This is a genomic window from Aeromicrobium endophyticum, from assembly GCF_003586285.1.
Classification (GTDB): Bacteria; Actinomycetota; Actinomycetes; order Propionibacteriales; family Nocardioidaceae; genus Aeromicrobium; species Aeromicrobium endophyticum.
Window position 1 is genome coordinate 312228 of the sequence record NZ_QUBR01000002.1, and the last position, 21266, is coordinate 333493.

General features: G+C 70.4%; 24 protein-coding genes. 11 read left to right on the top strand and 13 right to left on the bottom strand.

Annotated elements, in window-relative coordinates; translation table 11 throughout:
• The first annotated feature begins 24 nt into the window (after positions 1-24).
• The 6 genes from DX116_RS12065 to bluB all read left to right on the top strand — a co-directional run bounded on the left by DX116_RS12065 (position 25) and on the right by bluB (position 4347).
• Entirely contained in the window at positions 25-393 is a 369-nt protein-coding gene (locus DX116_RS12065) for a DUF2256 and DUF3253 domain-containing protein (RefSeq protein ID WP_119704517.1), read from the top strand.
• Positions 390-1595 (top strand): serine hydrolase domain-containing protein, encoded by a 1206-nt coding sequence (locus DX116_RS12070; protein ID WP_119704518.1) that lies wholly within the window; start codon positions 390-392, stop codon positions 1593-1595. Before DX116_RS12065 ends, DX116_RS12070 begins: the two co-directional genes overlap by 4 nt.
• A gap of 8 nt (positions 1596-1603) precedes the next feature.
• Positions 1604-2077, top strand: a complete 474-nt coding sequence (locus tag DX116_RS12075) for a hypothetical protein (protein ID WP_119704519.1) — start codon at positions 1604-1606, stop codon at positions 2075-2077.
• Between the two features lie 34 nt (positions 2078-2111).
• The gene (locus DX116_RS12080) at positions 2112-2930 is read left to right on the top strand and encodes a dioxygenase family protein (protein WP_158591987.1); all 819 of its coding nucleotides are present in this window, start codon (positions 2112-2114) and stop codon (positions 2928-2930) included.
• A 69-nt stretch (positions 2931-2999) separates the two neighbouring features.
• On the top strand, positions 3000-3695 hold the full coding sequence (locus DX116_RS12085) for a lytic murein transglycosylase (RefSeq protein WP_119704521.1): 696 nt from the start codon (positions 3000-3002) through the stop codon (positions 3693-3695).
• Positions 3696-3705: 10 nt separating this feature from the next.
• Positions 3706-4347 (top strand): 5,6-dimethylbenzimidazole synthase, encoded by a 642-nt coding sequence (bluB, locus tag DX116_RS12090; protein WP_119704522.1) that lies wholly within the window; start codon positions 3706-3708, stop codon positions 4345-4347.
• A 19-nt stretch (positions 4348-4366) separates the two neighbouring features.
• Here bluB and trxA read toward each other — a convergent pair whose 3' ends face one another.
• Entirely contained in the window at positions 4367-4747 is a 381-nt protein-coding gene (gene trxA / locus DX116_RS12095) for a thioredoxin (protein WP_119704523.1), read from the bottom strand.
• 222 nt (positions 4748-4969) lie between these two features.
• Between trxA and DX116_RS12100 the strand changes: the two genes are divergently transcribed.
• Both DX116_RS12100 and DX116_RS12105 read left to right on the top strand, forming a co-directional pair.
• Positions 4970-6556 carry a DUF7669 domain-containing protein gene (locus DX116_RS12100; protein WP_119704524.1) on the top strand — a complete coding sequence of 529 codons (1587 nt, stop codon included), beginning with the start codon at positions 4970-4972 and terminating at the stop codon, positions 6554-6556.
• Positions 6557-6600: 44 nt separating this feature from the next.
• Positions 6601-7734, top strand: a complete 1134-nt coding sequence (locus DX116_RS12105) for a PQQ-dependent sugar dehydrogenase (protein WP_119704525.1) — start codon at positions 6601-6603, stop codon at positions 7732-7734.
• A 90-nt stretch (positions 7735-7824) separates the two neighbouring features.
• On the opposite strand, the gene cspE is transcribed toward DX116_RS12105, so the two are convergent.
• Together cspE and DX116_RS12115 are read right to left on the bottom strand one after the other, a co-directional pair.
• On the bottom strand, positions 7825-8028 hold the full coding sequence (cspE, locus tag DX116_RS12110) for a transcription antiterminator/RNA stability regulator CspE (protein WP_056607991.1): 204 nt from the start codon (positions 8026-8028) through the stop codon (positions 7825-7827).
• 225 nt (positions 8029-8253) lie between these two features.
• A complete protein-coding gene (locus DX116_RS12115) occupies positions 8254-8721 on the bottom strand; it encodes a CAP domain-containing protein (protein WP_119704526.1) in 468 nt (155 codons plus the stop codon).
• Between the two features lie 235 nt (positions 8722-8956).
• Between DX116_RS12115 and DX116_RS12120 the strand changes: the two genes are divergently transcribed.
• Positions 8957-11371 carry an immune inhibitor A domain-containing protein gene (locus DX116_RS12120; protein ID WP_119704527.1) on the top strand — a complete coding sequence of 805 codons (2415 nt, stop codon included), beginning with the start codon at positions 8957-8959 and terminating at the stop codon, positions 11369-11371.
• Between the two features lie 81 nt (positions 11372-11452).
• Here the strand turns inward: DX116_RS12120 and DX116_RS12125 are convergent, their stop codons facing one another.
• The 4 genes from DX116_RS12125 to DX116_RS12140 all read right to left on the bottom strand — a co-directional run bounded on the left by DX116_RS12125 (position 11453) and on the right by DX116_RS12140 (position 14681).
• Positions 11453-12784: an MFS transporter gene (locus DX116_RS12125; RefSeq protein ID WP_119704528.1), complete on the bottom strand. Its 1332-nt coding sequence runs from the start codon at positions 12782-12784 to the stop codon at positions 11453-11455.
• The gene (locus DX116_RS12130; protein ID WP_119704529.1) at positions 12774-13199 is read right to left on the bottom strand and encodes a MarR family winged helix-turn-helix transcriptional regulator; all 426 of its coding nucleotides are present in this window, start codon (positions 13197-13199) and stop codon (positions 12774-12776) included. The genes DX116_RS12125 and DX116_RS12130 overlap by 11 nt, the downstream gene beginning before the upstream one ends.
• Positions 13200-13439: 240 nt before the next feature.
• The gene (locus tag DX116_RS12135) at positions 13440-14255 is read right to left on the bottom strand and encodes an exodeoxyribonuclease III (protein WP_199716063.1); all 816 of its coding nucleotides are present in this window, start codon (positions 14253-14255) and stop codon (positions 13440-13442) included.
• Positions 14256-14285: 30 nt separating this feature from the next.
• Complete coding sequence (locus tag DX116_RS12140; protein WP_119704531.1) at positions 14286-14681, bottom strand: DUF1304 domain-containing protein; 396 nt, start codon at positions 14679-14681, stop codon at positions 14286-14288.
• A gap of 148 nt (positions 14682-14829) precedes the next feature.
• On the opposite strand from DX116_RS12140, the gene DX116_RS12145 reads away from it, so the two are divergent.
• Positions 14830-15330, top strand: a complete 501-nt coding sequence (locus tag DX116_RS12145) for a hypothetical protein (RefSeq protein ID WP_119704532.1) — start codon at positions 14830-14832, stop codon at positions 15328-15330.
• A gap of 85 nt (positions 15331-15415) precedes the next feature.
• Here the strand turns inward: DX116_RS12145 and DX116_RS12150 are convergent, their stop codons facing one another.
• Complete coding sequence (locus DX116_RS12150; protein WP_119704533.1) at positions 15416-16678, bottom strand: geranylgeranyl reductase family protein; 1263 nt, start codon at positions 16676-16678, stop codon at positions 15416-15418.
• Between the two features lie 45 nt (positions 16679-16723).
• On the opposite strand from DX116_RS12150, the gene DX116_RS12155 reads away from it, so the two are divergent.
• Entirely contained in the window at positions 16724-17449 is a 726-nt protein-coding gene (locus DX116_RS12155; protein ID WP_119704534.1) for a queuosine precursor transporter, read from the top strand.
• 102 nt (positions 17450-17551) lie between these two features.
• Here the strand turns inward: DX116_RS12155 and tgt are convergent, their stop codons facing one another.
• The 5 genes from tgt to DX116_RS12180 are packed head-to-tail and all read right to left on the bottom strand — an operon-like array spanning position 17552 to position 21257.
• Complete coding sequence (gene tgt, locus DX116_RS12160) at positions 17552-18757, bottom strand: tRNA guanosine(34) transglycosylase Tgt (RefSeq protein ID WP_233556721.1); 1206 nt, start codon at positions 18755-18757, stop codon at positions 17552-17554.
• A gap of 29 nt (positions 18758-18786) precedes the next feature.
• On the bottom strand, positions 18787-19461 hold the full coding sequence (locus tag DX116_RS12165) for a M50 family metallopeptidase (RefSeq protein WP_119704536.1): 675 nt from the start codon (positions 19459-19461) through the stop codon (positions 18787-18789).
• A 3-nt stretch (positions 19462-19464) separates the two neighbouring features.
• Positions 19465-19869 carry a tetratricopeptide repeat protein gene (locus tag DX116_RS12170; protein WP_119704537.1) on the bottom strand — a complete coding sequence of 135 codons (405 nt, stop codon included), beginning with the start codon at positions 19867-19869 and terminating at the stop codon, positions 19465-19467.
• A gap of 52 nt (positions 19870-19921) precedes the next feature.
• The gene (locus DX116_RS12175; RefSeq protein WP_119704538.1) at positions 19922-20626 is read right to left on the bottom strand and encodes a hypothetical protein; all 705 of its coding nucleotides are present in this window, start codon (positions 20624-20626) and stop codon (positions 19922-19924) included.
• 10 nt (positions 20627-20636) lie between these two features.
• Positions 20637-21257 (bottom strand): NAD(P)H-dependent oxidoreductase, encoded by a 621-nt coding sequence (locus DX116_RS12180; protein ID WP_119704539.1) that lies wholly within the window; start codon positions 21255-21257, stop codon positions 20637-20639.
• Positions 21258-21266 lie beyond the last annotated feature (9 nt).

Sequence of the window (21266 nt, forward strand, 5' to 3'; positions counted from 1 at the left end):
CCTCCAAGGAGGCACGCTGGAGGGGTGCCTCCCGAACCGAAGACCTGTGCTGCGTGCGGACGCACCATCGAGTGGCGCAAGAAGTGGGCCCGTGACTGGGACGACGTCCGGTGGTGCAGTGCCGCGTGCCGCCGGCGCAAGGTCACCGACCAGGACGCCGATCTGGAGCGTCGTGTGCTCGCGATGCTGGCGGGTCGTGCACGCACGTCGTCGATCTGCCCGTCGGACGTGGCGCGGGCCGTCGCGCCCGACGACTGGCGGCCGTTGATGGAGCCGGTGCGCCAGGCGGCGCGACGGCTCGTGCAGCGCGGCGAGGTCGAGATCACGCAGAAGGGCTCGGTCGTCGACCCGTCGACCGCCAAGGGACCGATCCGCATCCGGCTGCCCCGGTGACCCGCTCCGTCAGGCTGGCGTCGTGGACGCGAGGGGGACTGGTCGCGGCGGCGGTGATGCTGGTCGCTGCGTGCTCTGCCTCCAGCGACGACACGGGGGCACCCCGGCCGTCCGCATCGGCCCAGGCGTCGACGTCCGCCTCACCGACGGCCACCCCCACGACCGCTGCGACGACGCCACCGCCGGCCGCGACCTTCCCGGGGCGTCAGTGGCAGCGCGCCGAGGCGGGCGACTGGGGCCGGCTCGACGCCGATCTGCGCAGGGACGGGTCGACCTGCATCGCGGTGGTCAAGGACGGCCGGCTGGTGCACGACGCGTACTGGAACGGGGGAGCGGAGCGCAGGGCCGGCCGGGTCTACTCGATCACCAAGTCGTTGACGTCTCTGCTCGTCGGGATGCAGGTGGACGAGGGCGCTCTGGCCCTGGACGCCCCGGCGGCCGAGCAGGTCGAGTCGTGGCGCGGCACCGACGCCGGTCAGGTCACGGTGCGCAGCCTGCTGTCCATGACGTCGGGCCGGCGCTGGAGCGAGGCGGACGACCGCCGGATGATCCGGAGCACGGCCGACCAGACGGCCTTCGCCGTCCGGGCCGCGCAGCTGTCGCCGCCGGGTGGCGAGTGGGTCTACGACAACGTCGCCGCGCAGACGCTCGAGGCGGTGCTCGACGACGCGGCCGACGGCGGAGACGTCGCGCAGCTGGCCCGCCAGCGCCTGCTCGAGCCGCTGGGCATGCGCGACACCACCTGGGCACGTGACGGGGCCGGCAACGCGCTGACCTACTCGGGCGCCGAGTCGACGTGCCTCGACCTGGCGCGCGTCGGGCACCTGATGCTCAACGAGGGTCGGTGGGACGGACGTCAGCTGCTCTCGGCCGACATGGTCGCCCAGCTGACGACGTCCTCGTCCGACCGCAACGCCGCCTACGGCCTGCTGTGGTGGACCAATACGAGCGGTCGCATCGTCGAGGTGTGGCGGCAGGCCGGGTTCGCGACCGACCGTGCCCCGTACGAGGGACGGCTCGCGCCTAGCGTGCCGGCCGACGCCTTCTGGGCCCTCGGCTACGGCAACCAGTACATCGCCGTGGTGCCCAGCGAGGGTGTCGTGGCCGTCCGGCTCGGATCGCGTCCCGCGACGCCCGACCGGGTGACCTTCGACAGCTTCACGGCCGGTGTGCTCGAGGCACTGTCGGACCCGCCTGGTTGAGTCCGGTCATGGACGCGGACGAGCCGGGCTGGCCGATGATCGACGACTTCTTCCGCGACCTGGCCGTCGGGCGGTCCGCCGCCACCGCACGGCGCTACCTGCGGGTGCGGGCGCGGCTCTACGCCTTCCTCGAGACCGCTGACCTCAGCGGTGCGCTGGGCGCCGACGCCGCGACCGTCCTCCAGGCCGAGCGACAGCGGCACGATTCCGGCGCGTTCTGGGCGGTGCTCGGCGTCGGCGAGCTCGCCCGCTGCCTGCCGGCCTTCGCCGGCGATCCGTGGCTCCCGGACGGCCTGGCCGAGGCGCGCGTCCACCTCAGCGTGGTGTCGCGACTGGCGGCGCGGCTGGGCGACTCGCCGGGGCGGCACGACGTCCACGCGGCGGTCGACCTGTCCCGCGAGCTGTTGGACGTGCGCCCCTCGGCCACCGAGCCGCCGCGCATGCCTGATCGGTTCCTGCGTCGACCGGGACCGTCATGGTGATATGATTGAAGCATCAACTAAGTCAGGACGTCCCATGGCCATGTACTCGATCTCCGACCTCGACCACCGTCTCGTGCCCAGCGAGCGGATGCCGGTGCTGTTCGTGGGCCACGGCAACCCCATGCACGCCCTGGCCGACAACGCCTACACGCGCACCTGGACGGCCGTGGGCACCGAGCTGCCGCAGCCCCAGGCGATCGTCGTGATCAGCGCCCACTGGCTCACGCCGGGGGCCACGCACATCACCGACGCGCCCAAGAACCCGATCATCTACGACTTCGGCGGCTTCCCCGACGAGCTCTCGAAGGTCACCTACGACTCGGTCGGCGACACCGACGTCGCGCGGTTGCTGGCGCGCCAGCTCGTCGAGTACGAGGCCGAGCTCGACAAGCAGTGGGGCCTCGACCACGGCACGTGGAGCATCCTGAAGTTCATCGCCCCGGCCCCGCAGGTGCCGGTGCTGCAGATCAGCATCGACTACTCGATGCCGCTGCCGAAGCTGTACGAGCTCTACGGCCGCCTGCGCGCGATGCGGCGCCGGGGCGTGCTGTTCATCGGAAGCGGCAACATCGTCCACGCGCTCGGTCGCGCCAAGTGGCACGGCGGCGGTGCGTGGGACTGGGCGCAGCAGTTCGACGCCGACACCGCCGTGGCGCTGCGCGACCGCGAGATCGGCAAGCTCGTCGACCCCTACGGCACGTGGGCCGAGGCGCGCATCGCCGTGCCGACCGACGACCACTACCGGCCCATGATCGCGGCCCTGAGCCTGCTCGAGGACGGCGAGGACATCTCGTTCTTCAACGACTCGATCGACATGGGCTCGATCAGCATGCGCTCGTTCGTGACGGCCTGACCACCGTGTGCCGCTGACCGGCGGGCTGGGCCCGGTCGGGAGGCTTGGCCCGATCGGGACAATGGCGGGGTGAGCCGTCCTGCTGTCCTGATCGCCGTCGCGACCGTGGCTCTCGTCCTGGTGGCCGGTCTGCTGCTGTCGGGCATCGAGCGCGACCGGGTCCCGGGTCCGGCGGCCGAGGTGCCGCCCGCCGCCGCGATCCCGTCGCCGCGCGAGACCCGTCAGGTGGCAGGGTCCACCGGCATCCCGCGCCGGGCCCTGGCCGCCTACGTGGGCGCGGCACAGACCATCGAGCGCGAGAACGCGACGTGCCGCATCGCCTGGAACACGCTGGCGGGCATCGGCGCGTCCGAGAGCAGCCACGGTGCCTTCGGCGGTGCTGCCCTGGACGACCAGGGCGTCGCGCGTCCGCTGATCATCGGGGTGCCCCTCGACGGCAGCGGAGGCAACCGCGCGATCCGCGACACCGACGGCGGCCGGCTCGACGGCGACCCACGCTGGGACCGCGCCGTCGGGCCGATGCAGTTCATCCCCACCACCTGGGACGTCTGGGGCGCCGACGGCGACGGGGACGGGCGGTCCGATCCGCACGACCTCGACGACGCGGCGCTGGCGGCTGCGCGCTACCTGTGCCGCGCCGGCACCGACCTGGGCGGCTCGGAGGGCTGGTCACGCGCCGTGCTGACGTACAACAACAGCGGCGAGTACGCCCGCAAGGTCGCGCGCACGGCGACCGCGTACGCGCGGGCCCTCGACGACGTGTGAGGGTGGGTCCGTGCACGACCACGCCTACTCGCCCTCCGACCGCGCCGCCGTCCACCGGGTCATCGCCGAGCGCCGCGACATGCGCCACTTCAGCGGCGGGACGGTCGACGACGACGTGCTGGCTCGACTGCTGACCGCGGCCCACCACGCGCCCAGCGTCGGGCTCATGCAGCCGTGGCGCTTCGTCCGCATCGCCGACCGAGGGCTGCGCCGCGACATCCACGACCTGGTGGAGGTCGAGCGGGTCCGCACCGCCGAGGCGCTGGGGGAGCGGTCGGACGAGTTCATGCGGCTCAAGGTCGAGGGCGTCCTCGACTGCGCCGAGCTGCTGGTCGTCGCGCTGGGCGACGATCGCGAGCGGCACGTGTTCGGCCGTCGCACCATGCCGCAGATGGACCTCGCGTCGGCGGCGTGCGCGATCCAGAACCTGTGGCTCGCGGCCCGCGCCGAAGGGCTCGGCATGGGATGGGTCTCGCTGTTCGACCCCGATGCCCTGCGGACGCTGCTCGGCATGCCGGTCGGGAGCGAGCCGATCGCGGTGCTGTGCCTCGGGCCGGTGAGCGAGTTCTACGACCGACCGATGCTCGAGGACGTCGGGTGGGCGACGCCCCGCCCGCTGACCGACCTGGTGTCGGTCGACGGGTGGGGCTGACGCTCAGGCCGTCGCCGGCTCACTCAGCGGCCGGCTCGGCGGCTTCCTGCTCGGCGAGCTGGCGCTTGACGTCGTCCATGTCGAGGTCGCGGACCGCCTGGATGACCTGCTCGAGGCCAGCGGCGGGCAGCGCGCCCGGCTGTGAGAACACCAGCACGCCGTCGCGGAAGGCCATCAGCGTGGGGATCGAGGTGATCTGGGCGGCGGCAGCCAGCTGCTGCTGGTCCTCGGTGTCGATCTTGCCGAAGACGACGTCGTCGTGCTTCTCGCTGGCGGCCTCGAAGACCGGCGCGAACTGGCGGCACGGGCCGCACCACGACGCCCACCAGTCGACGAGCGTGATGCCCTCGGCTCCGATGACGTCGTCGATGGACTCTTGGGTCAGGGTGACGGTGCTCATGATTGCCTCTCGTGTGAAGACTCCGTATTCGGGTGTCAACGACCGCGCGACCGCGGGCATTCCCCGGCCGCGGGCGCGGCGACGTGCATCGGACGGGTGGTGGAGACAGCTCCGCAAGAAAGTCGTGCCGATCGCCGTCATGACGTCGAGCGCACCTGCTCTGCACAGTCGAGGCAGAAGAATCATCGGTCGAGTCCGCTCGACTCAGGGACGGAGCGAGTCGTGAAGTACGACAGGCCGGTGTGGCAGATCATGCACGAGTGTGCTGACGCGATGCCCGACGTCTTCCGCTACGACGACGTCCGCGGGTGGTTCGTCACGCACTACCCCGACGTCAACGAGGCCACGATCCGCGCCCACCTCATCGGCCTGACCGAGGGCGGTCGCGCCAAGCACGTGCAGTTCGCCCCGCGGTCGCCGGTGTTCCGCCGCGTGGCACGCGGCGAGTACTCCACGATCCCTCGCGACGAGCGCGGTGAGGACCCCGACGCACCGCCGCCGTCCGCGAGCGGCATCAAGATGGGCGCCGGCACGTCGCGCACCGAGCTCGTCGACACCGAGGCGGCCGAGCCGTCGTCCGACGACGCCACGTCCGAGCAGCCCGTGCCCGACCCACGCCGGGCCACGGGTCCGGCCGCCAGCACGTTCGACGACGAGCCGCCGATGCCCGACGTCATCCTGCTCGGCAGCATCGGCGACCGGGTCAACGTGCCGGCTCCGGCCAAGGAGGTCTACCGCGAGGTCGCCTTCCAGCTCGGTCGCCTCGACGCCGAGCTGGGCGGGTCCGAGTGGTTCGTGCTGTCGGCCGAGCACGGCCTGCTCGCGCCGAACGAGTGGATGTCGCCCGACTCGCGCACGCTCGCCGACATGGAGCCGGCCTACCGGGTCGTGTGGGCCGCGTGGGTCGTGGCTCGTCTGCAGTCGATGGTCGGCTCGCTCGACGGGTTGATCGTGCGGGTCGACGCGCCGAGCGCCTTCGTCGGGCCGCTGTTCAGCGTGCTGCAGGACACCGGCGCTGCCGTGACGTCGGGCGGCGTGGGCAACACCCCTGCTGCCTTCGTCGAGCACGCCGACGACGAGGTCGTGCCGGACGAGCGCGAGATCGCCGAGTCGGAGGTCGACGTCCAGCCGGAGGTCGAGCTCTCGACCTTCGAGTCCCTCGTCGCAGAGCCCGACGAGATCGAGCCCGACGAGATCGAGCCGGAGGTCGCCGAGCCCGACGAGGTCGAGGCCGCGGAGGTTCCACCCGTCGCGGTCCCGCTCGCGACGGTCTCCGACATCGGTGCCCGCAGCGGCATCGCCCAGCACCTGCGCGACGATCGGCACACGGTGCCGGCAGCCGACTACGACTCCCTGCCGATGGTGCCGGGCCTCTACGCGTGGCACGTCGATCCCATCGGCGCTCGCGTGCTCAACCGCTGCCTGCGTCTGCCCGTGCGCGCCGGCGTCGTGTTCGTCGGCGAGGTCGGCGGCTCCACGTGGCACTCCCTGGTCGATCCCGTGCTCAACCTGCACGACCACCTCGACCGCGTGCAGCTGCACGGCCGCACCCGCGCCTCGACCTTCCGCATGACGCTGGCGACGGTGCTGGGCGACCACCTCGGCATGACCTCCCTCGAGGACCCGCGGCTCACCGAGTGGATGCTCGAGCACCTGTCGATCGCGACCTGGGGCGTCGACGACGGCAACGGTCTGCGCGAGCTGGCCCGCAGCGTCATCGACGAGCTCGATCCGCCGCTCAACGTCGACCACCTCGCCTCGACCGAGTACCGCGCCCGCCTCCAGCAGATGCGTGGCGAGCTGGCCTGAGCCTCCGGGCGGCGGACGTTGGCCGCCGAGGGCATGATCGAGGCATGCAACGTCGAGAGCTCCTGTCGGGCATGGCCGTCCTCGGCGCGGCAGCGCTGGTGGGCTGCAGTCGCAGCAGCGAGGGCGAGCCCGCCCCCAGGACCACCGGCACCGCGTCGAGCGCCACCGCACCGACCGACGCTCCGCCGACCGGCACGCCGACGTCCGCCGCTCCGGTCACCCCGACGATCGCCTCCACCGTCGCCTCGGGCCTGGCCGTGCCGTGGGGCATCGCCTTCCTGCCCAGCGGCGACGCCCTGGTGTCGCAGCGCGACGACGGCACGATCGTGCGCATCGGGGCCGACGGCACGGTCGCACCGCTCGGCGAGGTGCCGGGTGCCCGCGGACGCGCCGGGGGAGAGGGTGGTCTGCTGGGGCTTGCCCTGTCGCCGGACGACGACGGCGTTCTGTTCGCGTACGTCTCCACGTCGACCGACAACCGCGTCGTCCGCATGACGCTGACGGGCGACACCCTCGGCTCGCCCGACGCCGTGCTCACCGGCATCCCGGTGGGTGCACGTCATCACGGCGGACGGCTGCTGTTCGCGCCGGACGGCACCCTGTTCGTCTCGACGGGCGATGCGGGGAACGGCCGGCTCGCACAGGACCGCGACTCCCTGGCCGGCAAGATCCTGCGCATCGACCAGGACGGCGCCCCGCATCCCGACAACCCGTTCGGCAACCGCACCTGGTCGTACGGTCACCGCAACGTCGAGGGGCTGGCCTTCGACGCCGGCGGCCGTCTGTGGGCCACCGAGTTCGGCGACAAGTCGGCCGACGAGCTCAACGTGTCGCGCCGCGGCCAGAACTACGGATGGCCGCGCGTCGAGGGCACGGGAGGAGGCCGTGGGCTGGTCGATCCGAAGGTCACCTGGCCGACCGACGAGGCGTCGCCCGCCGGCATCGCGATCGTCGACCAGGTCGCCTACGTCGGTGCGCTGCAAGGGGAGTGCCTGTTCGCCGTCCCGCTCGACGGCGGGTCGGCAGGCACGCCGGTGGCGTACTTCGCGGGTGATTACGGCCGTGTGCGCAGCGTCGCGGCCGCACCCGATGGCAGCGTGTGGGTGACCACCAGCAACACCGACGGTCGGGGCGACCCGCGACGCGCGGACGACAGGATCCTCCGGATCACCGTCTGACTCAGGGCCCCGGCCCCGAGGTCAGGCACGACGAAGCCCCCGGACCGCCGATGGCGACCCGGGGGCTTCGACTCGATGCGAGGTGACGAATCAGAGGGGGCGGATGTTCGCGGCCTGCAGGCCCTTCTGGCCCTGCTCGACGTCGAACTCGACCTTCTGGTTCTCGTTCAGCGAACGGTAGCCACTGGTCTGGATGGCGGAGAAGTGCGCGAACACGTCCTCGCTGCCGTCATCGGGGGCGATGAATCCGAAGCCCTTGTCCGCGTTGAACCACTTGACGGTTCCTGTTGCCATGTCCTACTCCTCTTGGCGAGATGCCACCCACGACCGTCGCGAGTGGCTGTCGCGACGTACATCCAACCTTCGAGAAGAACTAGACAGCCCGAGAAGATACCCGAGAAAAACGCTCATTCATCCGTACGGCCCAACGTCGTGCAACTGATTCAAGCCTAGGGCAATCCGAGGTGCTTGTGGCAAGTGCTGGAGCCGCCGAATGAAAATTCTGGGTGAACGCGAGGGCTACTTGCGGGTGCCGAAGACCTGCGAGACGTAGATGTCCCCGTTGCTGGCCCGTGCCACCCCGACGCCGATGTAGCGCATCTTCGCGGCCTGCATGTTCTTGGCGTGCCCGGGTGACTTCGCCCAGGCGCGGACCGCCTCGCGGCCCGTCGAGAAGTTCCAGGCGATGTTCTCCGACACGCCGGTGAGCTTGCACGACCGCAGGAGCTTGCGCAGCTGTCCGTCGCGGTGCTCCAAGGTCGACCGGGCGGCCATCCAGCGGGCCTGGTCGTTGGCCCATCGGTCGACACACTTCTGCATCTTCACGCGCACCTTGCCGTGGTCGGCCCGGTAGGCGTTCGTGCTGGAGACGACCTGCTTCTCGTAGCTCGACAGGCTGGCGGCCGACGCGGGCGCGGTGGACACCACGGTGAAGAGCACGGCGCAGGCGACGACGCGAGCGGCGGCGGATGCACGGCGGGGGGTCATGCAGCGAGACTAGGACACCCGGGACGTTCAGGCATCCCCACGCGGGACCTAGGTCTCGGACTAGTTCGAAATGACTAGATTCGTATAGTCCGATCGGGTCAAAGTCAAGACTGCCGTTCTTCCTGAAATTTGCCTAAGTTGGCACGCACTGCGCCGGGATCCGCCTCATGAGGGCGGGGCCGGCCTCACCGCTAGGTCGAATCCGACCCCAGCGACGTTCTGACAAGGGGGAACAGTGAAGCGTGTGATCCCAGGCCTCGTCGGCCTCACACTCGCAGCCTCGCTCGGTCTGGCATATGCCTCGCCGAGCTCGGCGGCGCCCGCACCACCGACCAATGCCGCCGACCAGCCGGGCAAGGCCGGCAAGGTCGGCAAGGATGAGCTGCCCAACCCGCTGGAGCAGAAGCGGCGTGCCCTGCGCGAGACGGCACTGACCTCCGTCATCAACGGCGACGCGACGGCCACCTCGAAGAACGGCACCTCGGTCGTCAAGGTCGGCAAGGGTTACAGCCCGGCCGATGCTGCCGCCCTGGCCAACAAGCGGGCTTCGCGCACGCAGCTCAAGGCGATCCAGAACAAGAAGCAGAAGGATCAGTACGTCGAGCTCGCGCAGGAGCGCTCGGACAAGATCTTCGTGATCCTGGCCGAGTTCGGCGACAAGCGTCACCCCGACTTCCCCGACCAGGACACCGATCCGGCCGTCGCGGGACCCACGACGTTCAACGGTCCGCTGCGCAACCAGATCCCCGAGCCCGATCGCACGAAGGACAACTCGACGGTCTGGCAGAAGGACTACAACCGCCAGCACTACCAAGACCTCTACTTCGGCAAGGGCAAGGGCCAGGAGTCGGTCAAGACCTACTACGAGACCCAGTCGTCAGGCCGGTACACGGTCGACGGCCAGGTGCAGGACTGGGTCAAGGTGCCGTACAACGAGGCGCGCTACGGTCGCGACGAGTCGTACCGCACGGTCTGGAACCTCATCGAGGACTCCCTGACCGCCTGGGTCGCCGACCAGAAGAAGGCCGGCCAGACCGATGAGCAGATCAAGGCCACGATCGCCTCGTACGACAAGTACGACCGCTACGACTACGACGGCGACGGCGACTTCAACGAGCCCGACGGCTACATCGACCACTTCCAGATCGTGCACGCCGGCGGCGACGAGGCCGACGGCGATCCGCAGCAGGGCGAGGACGCCATCTGGTCGCACCGCTGGTACGCCTTCGGCACCGACGCCGGACTGACCGGCCCGGGCCAGAACAAGCTGGGCGGCACGCAGGTCGGCAGCACCGGCGTCTGGGTCGGCGACTACACCGTGCAGCCCGAGAACGGCGGCCTGTCGGTCTTCGTCCACGAGTACGGACACGACCTGGGGCTGCCCGACGACTACGACACCAGCAGCCAGGGTGACAACAGCAGCGAGTACTGGACGCTGATGGCGCAGAGTCGTCTCAATGCCAAGGGGGAGGCTCTCGGCACCCGGCCGGGCGACCTCGGCGCGTGGAACAAGCTGCAGCTCGGCTGGCTCGACTACGAGGCCATCGCCACCAAGCAGAAGAAGACGCTCGACCTCGGTCCTCAGGAGTACAACTCCAAGAAGGCCCAGGCCGCGGTCGTCGTGCTGCCCAAGAAGGAGGTCTCGAAGGACAACGGCGCGCCGGCCTCCGGCTCGAAGCAGTTCTTCTCGGGATCGGCCGACAACCTCACCAACGCCATGACCACCGACGTCGACCTCACCGGCAAGACCGGCGGCGTCCTCACGGCCAAGGTCCGTTACGCGATCGAGGCGGGCTACGACTACGCCTACGTCCAGGCCTCGACCGACGGCGGCTCCACGTGGACGTCGCTCGACGGCACCATCGGCGGCACGCCGATCGCCGACGACGCCTCGGGCAACCCGGCCATCGACGGCGAGCAGGCCACGTGGGCCGATCTCTCGGTGCCGCTGAGCGCCTACGACGGCCAGAAGATCAAGCTGCGGTTCCTGTACAAGACCGACGGCGGCGTGTCCGAGGCCGGTCTGTTCGTCGACGACCTGGCGGTCAAGGCCGGCAGCGAGACGCTGCTGGCCGACGGTGCCGAAGCCGGAGGCCCGGCGTGGACCTTTGACGGGTTCTCGATCGTCGGCGCGACGTCGACCGAGCTGTTCGACAACTACTACATCGCCGGGCACCGGTCGTACGTCTCGTACGACAAGTACCTGCAGACGGGGCCGTACAACTTCGGCTTCGCCAACACCAAGCCCGACTACGCCGAGCACTACTCGTACGGGCACGGGCTGCTGGTCTCCTACTGGGACACCTCCCAGCAGGACAACAACACCAACGTGCACCCGGGCACGGGGCGCAACCTGATCATCGACGCCAACCCGTCGCCGATCACGAACATCGTGACGGGTGCTCCCTGGCGGGCACGTGTCCAGATGTACGACGCGCCCTTCTCGCTGCACAAGGCTGACTCGTTCACGTTGCACACCAACGGCAAGCCCAGCTACATCCGGGGCCAGGACGCCAAGCCGTTGTTCGACGACACCAAGAAGTATTGGTTCGCCGAGCTGCCCAACCACGGAGTCAAGCTCCCGGCTGCGGGCGTCAAGATCCGCGTCCAGAAGGAGGACGGCACCTCCATGAAGGTCAAGTTCAACTAGTCCTTCTCCACGATCGGAGGCGGCACGTACCGGGGGGTGCGTGCCGCCTCTGTCATGCGCGGAGCCTGCGGGCTCGACCGTCTAGCGGGCGTTGATCGACTCGTCGATCGCGCCGGACGCGCCGCCGAACTCGTCGGCGATCTCGCCCTCGACCACGTCGGCGTCACGGACGTCGTGCCCGTCCTCGTCGAGGCCGGCGTCGGCCTGCGCCAGGATGCGGTGCCCGCTGGCGAGCACCGCGATGGCGACGGCGACGGCGACGGCGCCGAGGGCGAAGGGGACGTGGACGGTGAAGTGCTCGACCAGCTTGCCCGCGGCGAACGGCGCGAGACCGCCGCCGATGAAGCGCACGAACCCGTAGGCCGCCGAGGCGACCGGTCGCTCGACGGGCGACACGATCATGACGGCCTGGGTCATCAGCGTGTTGTTGATGCCGATGAAGATGCCTGCCGCGATGACCGCCCCGATCATCAGGGTCTGGTTGGTCGGGCTGATCGCCATGACCGCGAGATCGACCGCGAAGAGCGCGAGCGATCCGTACAGCGAGGTCGCGGTGCCGAACCGGCGCTGCAGCCAGGGTGCGCCGATGACCGAGAAGAAGGCCACGAGGATGCCCCAGCAGAAGAAGACCCAGCCGAGGGCCGTGATCGACAGCCCCATCGGGAACGGCGCGTACCCGAGCATCGTGAAGAAGCCCCAGTTGTAGAGCAGGGCCGTGATGCTCATCGTGAGCAGGCCGCGGTGGCCGAGCGCCCGCAGCGGTGCACTGAGCGCGGTCGGATGATCGGGCTTCGGCGTGGCCGGCAGCAGGAAGAACGTGGCGACGAGGGCGATCGCCATGAGGGCGGCGACGCCGAAGAACGGCCCGCGCCAGCTGATGTTGCCCAGCACGCTGCCGACCAGCGGGCCGGCCGCGATGCCGAGGCCCAAGGCTGCCTCGTACAGGATGATGGCGCCGGCGAATCCGCCACGGGCGCTCGACACGATGGCGGCTAGGGAGGTGGCGATGAACAGTGCGTTGCCGAGGCCCCATCCCGCGCGGAACGCCACGATGCCCGAGATGGTGTCGGTCGATCCGGCGAGTGCGGCGAACACCACGATGATCAGCAGACCGGTCAGCAGGGTCCGCTTGGCGCCGAGGCGGCTCGACACCCAGTTGGTGGCGAGCATCGCGACGGCGGTGACGACGAGGTAGCTCGTGAACAGCAGCGTCACCTGGCTCTCGGTGGCGTCGAGCTGCGTCTTGAGCGCCGGGAGGATCGGGTCGACGAGGCCGATGCCCATGAATGAGATGACGCAGGCGAAGGCGACGGCATAGACCGCCTTCGGCTGGTCGAACAGGCTGGTCGTGTGGGTGTTGCCGGTGCTACCGGTGCTGTGACCGGCGCCGGGGTGGCTGGTGTCAGGCGACATGAGACTCCATGAGGTGGGTGAGGGCGGGGGTGGCCGCGGCCAGGAGGGCGCGGTCGTAGGCCGACAGGAGGTCGAGGCGCGCGGTGATCGCGTCCTCGTGGCCCTGTCGGCGGGCGGCGAGCCGCTCGGACCCGGTCGCCGTGATGGCGATCAGGGCTGCCCTGCCGTCGTGGGGATCGGAGCGGCGCGACGCGAGGCCCTGGGCCTCGAGCCGTTGCACCAGGCCGGTCATGGCTGGTTGCGACACCGACTCGTGGGATGCGAGCGTCGTAATGCGCTGCGGCCCCGTCCGCTCGAGCAGCGACAGGGTCGCCGCGGCGGTGCGGCTCAGCGAGTCCTGCGGAGCGTCCCGGACCAGCGACAAGGCGAACTCTCGCAGCACGGGAGCGAGCTCCGCGAGATGTGGTTGCAACATGCAACCAAATATATCAGGTGGTTATGTACGTTCTCGGATGAGGTAGACCGCGGTGGCCAGCGCCAGCACGAGGACGGAGACGATCATCGTCCGGACGGGCAGCGACGCTGCGATCACGAGGCACCCGGCGAGGCCACCAGCCGCCGAACACCACGAACAAGCCCGAGCCGATCATGGCGCCGACCCCGACCGCCACGGCCCCCACCGGGCCGATGCGCCGGTCGAGAGCCTCGGGCATCGTCAGAGGTCGTAGTCGACGACCAGCGGTGCGTGGTCGGACCACCGCTCGGCCCAGCTCTCGGCACGGTCGACGACGGCCGTCGTGGCGGACGCCGCCAGCTCGGGGGTGGCCATCTGGTAGTCGATGCGCCAGCCGGTGTCGGTGTCGAAGGCCTGCCCGCGCATCGACCACCACGTGTAGGGGCCGGGCACGTCGCCGGCCAGGGCGCGGTGCACGTCGACCCAGCCGAGCTCGCCGAAGAACCGGTCGAAGTAGGCACGCTCCTCGGGCAGGAAGCCGGCCTTCTTCTGGTTGCCCTTCCAGTTCTTGATGTCGAGCTGCGTGTGGCCGACGTTGAGGTCGCCCGTGACGACGGCATGACGGCCCGTGGCGCGCAGCTCGGCGAGCCGGACGACCATCTGGTCGAGGAACCCGTACTTCTCGTCCTGGCGGGGCGTGCCGGCCTCGCCGGAGTGGACGTAGGCCGACACCGCGGTGAGGGTCGAGCCGTCGGGCAGGGGGATGTCGGACTCGATCCAGCGGCCGGCGTCGTCGAAGAAGTCGTCGCCGTTGCCGACGCGGTGGTCGACGGGTGCGGTGCGGCTGAGCACCGCGACCCCGGCGCGCCCCTTGGCGGCGGCCTCGGCGTGGACGACGTGGTAGCCCGAGCCGTCGAGGATCTCGTGGACGATCGCATCGGGTGCTCGCACCTCTTGCAGCGTCACGACGTCGGCGCCGCGCGTGGCGAGCCACTCGCTGAGGCCGGAGGACTGGCCACGGGTCTTGTTGTGGGCGGCACGGATGCCGTTGACGTTGACGGTCGCGATTCTGAGCACGTGCTTCACCCTAACCGGGCGGTGCGACGCTCAGGTGTTCGCGGCCAGCAGTGCCGTCGCGACCGCGAGCAGCGCCGGGAGCCCCTGGATCGAGGCGGCACGGGCGCGGTCGAGGCCGGTCGACAGCAGCACCAGGGCGGCCGCCAGCATGCTGCCGCACGCGAAGACGATGAGCGTCCAGCCGACGACGTCGCGGGTGTCGGACACGATCACGACCACGATGCCGACGAGGGTGCCGACCGCGAGGAAGAGGTTGTAGAACCCCTGGTTGTACGCCAGCGGCGCCGTCGTCTCGGCGTCGGCCTGCGAGGCGACGCCGAACGTCTTCCAGGTCGCGGGCTGGGTCCAGCGCAGCGACTCGAGCACGAAGAAGAAGACGTGGAGCGCGCCGGCGAGGGCGGCCAGGACGAGGGCGACGGTGGTCATGAGCGGAGCCTAGCGTGTCGTACAGGGCGTCTCATACCACAGATGACGGGCACAAAAGGCTTGCGAACACGGGCCGGTCGGATTGTTCAAGGGGCCTCGAGACCACTAGATTCGTCACGTTCACACTCATCGTTGGGAGAAAAACGCTATGGCCGTCGACTTCAAGTCAATTGGCAAGTTCGAACAGGGTGCGCTGATCGCTGGCGTCCTGGCCCTCATCCTTTCCTTCATCCCCAAGTACTACACCGCGTCGTACGACGGCCCGGGCGGGTTCGGCGTCTCCAGCGGCACCAGCGCCTGGACCAGCTACGCGACCTTCGGCGTGCTGCTGATCATCGCCGCGACCGCCGTCGTCGCGATCAAGGCCTTCGCTCGCGAGAACCTGCCCGACGGCGTGCCGTGGAACCTCGTCGCCGCCGCGCTGGCCGGGCTCGGCACGGTGCTGGTCATCCTGCGCGCCATCTTCGACAACGCGCCCGACTACCCCGGAATCTCGGCCGGTCCCGGCTGGTCCGGCTACCTGCTGTTCGTGGCCGGCATCGCGCTGACCGTCTTCACGGTGCTGTCGTTCCGCGAGTCGGGCGAGAAGCTGCCGCAGGCCAACAAGAACAACGGTGGCACCACGCCGCCCGCGCCGCCGGCCGCCTGAGCCACGGCACCACCTGCACGACCTGCACCACGAAGGGCCCGGCCTCGGCCGGGCCCTTCGCCGTGTCCGGGGTCTGACGCCCAGGTCAGGACGTGAAGGGTGGTCGGTCGTCGAGGCGGACGGACTGGCGTCCGGCCCAGCGCCACAGCCGGGCCGTCAGGTCGCGGTCCTCGTCAGTGACGAGGTTGCCCATGACGCGCAGCGCGAAGGTCATGAGGGTGTGCGAGCGCATGCCGATGGGTCCGGCCGTCGGCAGCAGCCGGGGCACCGTGATCAGCCCTGCGAGGCGCCGGGCGATCGAGAAGGCCTCGCCGTAGCGGGTCGTGAGCAGGTGCGGCCACGCCTCGGCGAGGTCGGTGCGTGAGCTCATCAGCTCGGCGGCCTCGCGGCCGGTCTCCATGCCGTAGTCGATGCCCTCGCCGTTGAGCGGGTTGACACACCCGGCGGCGTCGCCGATGACGACCCAGTTGGGGCCGGCCACGCCCGACACCGCCCCGCCCATCGGCAGCAGCGCGCTGGTGGGGGCTCGCAGCTCGCCCGACAGGCCCCACTCGTCGCGGCGCAGGGTCTCGTAGTACTGCATGAGGGGGCGGATCTGCAGGTCGGCGGGACGCTTGGCGGTGGCCAGCGCGCCGACGCCGAGGTTCACCTCGCCGTTGCCGAGCGGGAAGATCCAGCCGTAGCCGGGCAGCAGCTCACCGTCGCCGCCGTCGGTCGCCGGACCGCGCAGCTCGAGGTGCGACGAGATCCACGGGTCGTCGCTGCGGGTCGAGGCGACGTACGAGCGTCCGGCCACGCCGTAGGCGGTGTCGCGGTGCCACTCGCGACCCAGCACGCGACCCAGCGGTGAGCGGACGCCGTCGGCGACCACCAGCCGCTCGCACATCACGGTGTGAGGCGTGCGGTCGGCGGCCACGTGGAAGACGACACCGGTCACCCGGCCCGATGCGTCGCGCACGGCGTCGACGGCCCGGGCGCCCTCGAAGGGCACGGCCCCCGACTCGGTCGCCACGCGGAAGATGCGATCGTCCAGCTCGGTGCGAGGGACGGCCGAGCCGTGGTCGGGCAGCGTGCCGCCGGGCCAGGGGAGCAGCAGCTCCTGCCCGAAGCCCGCCGCGCGCAGCCCGCGATTGGTGCCGTGCCTGCGGACCCACTGGCCGAGACCCAGGCGGTCGAGCTCGGCGATGGCGCGAGGCGTCAGTCCGTCGCCGCACGTCTTGTCGCGCGGGAACGTCGCGGCGTCGGCGACGACCGTGTCCATCCCGAGCATGGTGGTCCAGGCGGCAGCGGCCGCCCCGGCTGGTCCGGCACCGACGACCAGGACGTCCGTGCGGGTGGGGAAGGGCATGCTGCGATTCTCGCAGAGGAGCGGACGGATGGAAGGATGAGACCCATGAGCTCAGCTGCCACGTCGGCGACGTCCGACCCCGAGATCCACTACGCCACGCGCGGCTCGTCCTACTACGACGTGCTGCTGGCGGTGTTCTGCGTCGTGCTGGTGGTGTCGAACATCGCGGCGACCAAGGGCACGCAGTTCTTCTCCGGCGACGTCTCGCTGGGTCCGGTGCAGATCCTGCCGGTGTTCTCCGACGGGGGAGCCGTGCTGTTCCCGCTGGCGTACATCATCGGCGACGTGATCGCCGAGGTGTACGGGCTGAAGGCCGCCCGCCGCGCCATCCTGGTCGGCTTCGGCACCGCGCTGATGGCCTTCGCGACCTTCCTGATCGTGATCCAGCTGCCCAGCGCCTCGTTCTACGAGAACCAGGAGGCGTTCGAGAGCGTCGTGTGGTCGGGCGTGCAGATCGTGGCGGCCTCGATGATCGCGTACGTCGTCGGCCAGTTCCTCAACTCGTACGTGCTGGTGCGCATGAAGGCGCGGTCGGCCGAGCCGGGTCTGTGGCGCCGTCTGGCCGGCTCGACCGGCGTCGGCGAGGCGGCCGACACGTTCATCTTCTGCGCGATCGCAGCGTCGGCGATCGGCATCACGACCGGCGGCCAGTTCCTCAACTACTTCGTCGTGGGCTTCGTGTTCAAGTGCGCCGTCGAGCTGCTGGTGATGCCCGTGACGATGGTCGTCATCGGCATCCTCAAGCGCCGCGAGCCGTCCTACGCCGCCTGAGGGGCGCGAGCGATCCTGATCTCTCGCCCGGTTCCGTCGACGGGCGGCTGCGCCGCGTCGCGCTCCACCTGGATTCGCGCCCGCTCGTTGCACTCGCTCGGCTCACCCATAGAACCGCGCCAGGAAATCGGTCTTGAAGTCGGCGAACGAGCCGGCCTCGATGTGCGCCCGCATGTCGTCGACGAGTCGCACCGTGAACCGCTCGTTGTGGATCGTGCACAGCGTCGCGGCGACGTACTCCTTGGTCTTGAACAGGTGGTGCAGGTACGCCTTGGAGTAGTGCGCGCAGGTGTAGCAGTCGCAGGCCGGATCGATCGGCCCGAAGTCGCGCCGTGAGGCGGCGACCAGCAGGTTGTAGCGCCCGGTCATGGCGTACACGCGGGACGACCGTGCGACCCGCGACGGTGAGACGCAGTCGAACGTGTCGCAGCCGTTCTCGACGGCGGTGAACAGGTCGTCGGGCTCGCTGATGCCGAGCAGGTGCCGCGGCTTGTCGACCTCGAGCTCCTCGCAGACCCAGCGCACGATCGTGCCGAGGTTCTCCTTCTCGATCGCGCCGCCCACCCCGTAGCCGTCGAATCCGCCGCCGCCGACCGACAGGGCGGCGAGGTCGCGCGCGGCCTGGCGGCGCAGGTCCTCGTGCTGCGCACCCTGCACGACACCGAACAGGGCCTGCGCCGGCTTGTCGGCACGCTCGGCCGACAGACGGCGGTGCTCGACGAGGCAGCGCCGGGCCCACGCCTGGGTGCGCGCGAGCGACTCGACCTGGTAGCCGTAGGTGTTCATCAACGTCGTGAGCTCGTCGAAGGCGAACATGATGTCGGCGCCGAGCTGGTGCTGGATCTGCATCGACACCTCGGGCGTGAAGCGGTGCTTCGAGCCGTCGAGGTGCGACGTGAACGTCACGCCGTCGTCGTCGACCGTCGCCAGGCGGTTCTTGCCGTCGGCGATGACGTCGTCGGCCTCGACGCCCTTGGTGTCCATCGACAGCGTCTTCTGGAACCCGGCGCCGAGCGACAGCACCTGGAAGCCGCCGGAGTCGGTGAACGTCGGACCCGGCCAGTTCATGAACGACCCGAGACCGCCGGCCTCGTCGACGATGTCGGCGCCGGGCTGCAGGTACAGGTGGTAGGCGTTGGCCAGCAGCGCCTGCGCGCCGAGCTCGGACATCTGCTCGGGCAGCACCGCCTTGACGGTCGCGCGGGTGCCCACCGGGATGAAGGCCGGGGTGCTGATCTGGCCGTGAGGCGTCGTGATCGTGCCGGTGCGTCCGAGGGCGCCGGAAAGCTCGTGACCGAGAGTGAACATCCCGCCCATTAGATCAGGACGTCGTGCGGTCAGGACGTCGGCAGGCCCACGACGCGCACCGCCGCCGCCAGGGCGCCGACCGTCAGCACGACGAACACGACGTTCCAGACCGGCGCCGGCAGGATCGTGATGCGGGCCAGCACGTCGGCGTCGGTGGTGCGGGTGCGAGCCCGCCGGCGGTGCGACCACAGGTCGACGGTCGCCCGCGGGGCCGCGAGCAGCAGGAACCAGGCGAACGTCAGGGCGGCGACGTCCTGCGCCTCGGGAGAGGCACGCCAGATCAGCAGCCACACGGCGGCGCCGACCGCGACGACGACCAGCAGCCCGAACCAGTTGCGGATGAACGCCAGCATCACGGCCATCGTGGCCAGCCCGGCGTACAGCGACCACGCGGTGCGGCCGTTCTCGACGAGGACGACCGACACGAGCCCGAGCGCCGCGGGGGCGAGGTAGCCGGCCGCCGCCGTCGCGATCATCCCCGGCCCGCGGGGCTTGCCGCTCGAGACCGTCAGCCCGGACGTGTCGGTGTGCAGGCGGATGCCGTTGAGCCGTCGTCCCGTCAGCACCGCGACCGCGGCGTGACCGGCCTCGTGGACGAGCGTGACGAGGTGGCGGGTGATCGACCAGGCGGGCGGCAGGACGACGAGCACGAGTGCTGCCGCCGCTGCCGCCCAGGTGGGGTCGAACGAGTCGGTCGTGGGCAGGGGTCAGCCGACCTGTCGGTCGACCAGCTCGACGCGCGTGGCGTCGTGCGGCGAGGCGCCCATGGCCGCTGCGATGCGGTGGTGGACCGCACCCTCCTGGTGCCGGCTCTGACGGTCGAGCGACAGCCCGAGCGCGGTCTGCGCCCACGCGCTGGTCGGCTCGATCTCGGCCAGGCGGCGGAACGCCTGCTCGGCCGGCACGAGCTGCGCAGCCGCGAAGTGCGCGCGTCCCAGCAGCTCCCAGGCGGCACCGTTGCCCGGCTCGGCGTCGACGACCTTGCGCAGCACGCGGACGGCGTCGCGCGGGTGGCGGTCGGCGACGAGCTCCTCGCCGGTGCGGAACGCGTCGAACACGTCCATCGAGTCGATCATGGCCTCGGAGATGGTCGGCATGAAACGGATGGTCATGGTGCGCTCCTCTCGGGGGTGGTTGCCCGCCTCAACGTCCGCGCGGAGTGGATCATTCCGCCGGTGCCGTGGGGGTGGAGCTGGGCGTCGGTGTCGGCGTGGGGGTCGCGGCGGTGGGCGCCTGCGTCGGAGCGGGCGTCGGTGTGGCAGCCGGCTCGGGTGTCGTCGCAACAGGTGCCGGGACGGTCGCGGACGGCTGCGTGGGGCGCGGCGTGACGGTGCCGCTCTCGGTCGATGTCGGCTTCGGATCGGGCTCGTCGTTGCTCGTCCCGCTCGAGCCGCCGAAGATCTTGCCGATGCGCGGGTTGTCGGAACGGTTGCCGTACGCGTCGCCCGTCACCGCCTCGTACGCACCCATCAGACCGACGGCGATGGCGAGCACCAGCACCGTCGTGGCCGTGATCGTCTTCCAGTGCAGGCGGCGGGGCTTCTCGTCCTCGACCACCTGGGCCCCGGTCACCGGCGAGCCGCCGACCTCCTCGGCCTGCTCGAAGGCCTCGGCGATCTCGCCCTCGTCGACGGCCTTCTGCACGACGGTGCCGCCGGCGGTCTGCACGATCAGCGTCTTGCCCTTGTCGAGGGTGCGGCCGTAGAAGGCCGAGCTGATCGTGACCACCGAGCTGCCCAGGGCGGCTCCGATCAGGGTGCCCGCGACTCCGAGGCTCGAGGCGATCCAGGCGGCGGTCACCGCGGCGAGCGCGCTGACGGCCACCTGCAGCCACGAGACCTCGGCGAGGAATCCAGGACGTCTCGACATGGCCTCCAGACTAGGAGGTGACTCCGAATGTCTGCGTGGTGAGCACTTCGACCTCGTCGAGCCAGTCGGCGCGCTGCTCGGGCGTGGCGCTCGAGACGGGACGCAGGACGCGGCGGGTGACCTGGGGCCCGCCGAGGTACGGGGCCACGCAACGGCCCCAGATTGACGCGAGCGGGTCGCCGTACAGCGTCGCCTCGCGCTCGTCGGTGGTGTCGGAGGTGTTGACCACGAACAGCTGCTTCACGGGAGCAAGCGGCTCGGGATGACCGGTCGCGTCGGCCAGGCGGTAGGCGACGCCCGGGACCACGACGCGGTTGATCCAGCCCGTGAGGATCGCCGGGGGCATGCCCCACCAGTTGGGGTGGACGACGACCAGTCCCTCGGCCTGGCGCAGCTCCTCGCGGTGCAGCGCGACCAGGGGGTCGTCCTCGCGGGCCAGCGTCGACTCGATCGTCGGGCCGCTGGTGTGCGACTCGAACGCCGGCATGATGGGGTCGAACAGCTCGGCGTAGAGGTCGTGCGACCGCACCTCGTGGCCCAGGTCGAGCAGCCGCTCGCCGATGCGCTCGGCGATGGCGTGGCAGTAGCTGTCGGCCCTGGGGTGGGCGAGCAGCAGCACGAGGTGGCTCATGGATCCATC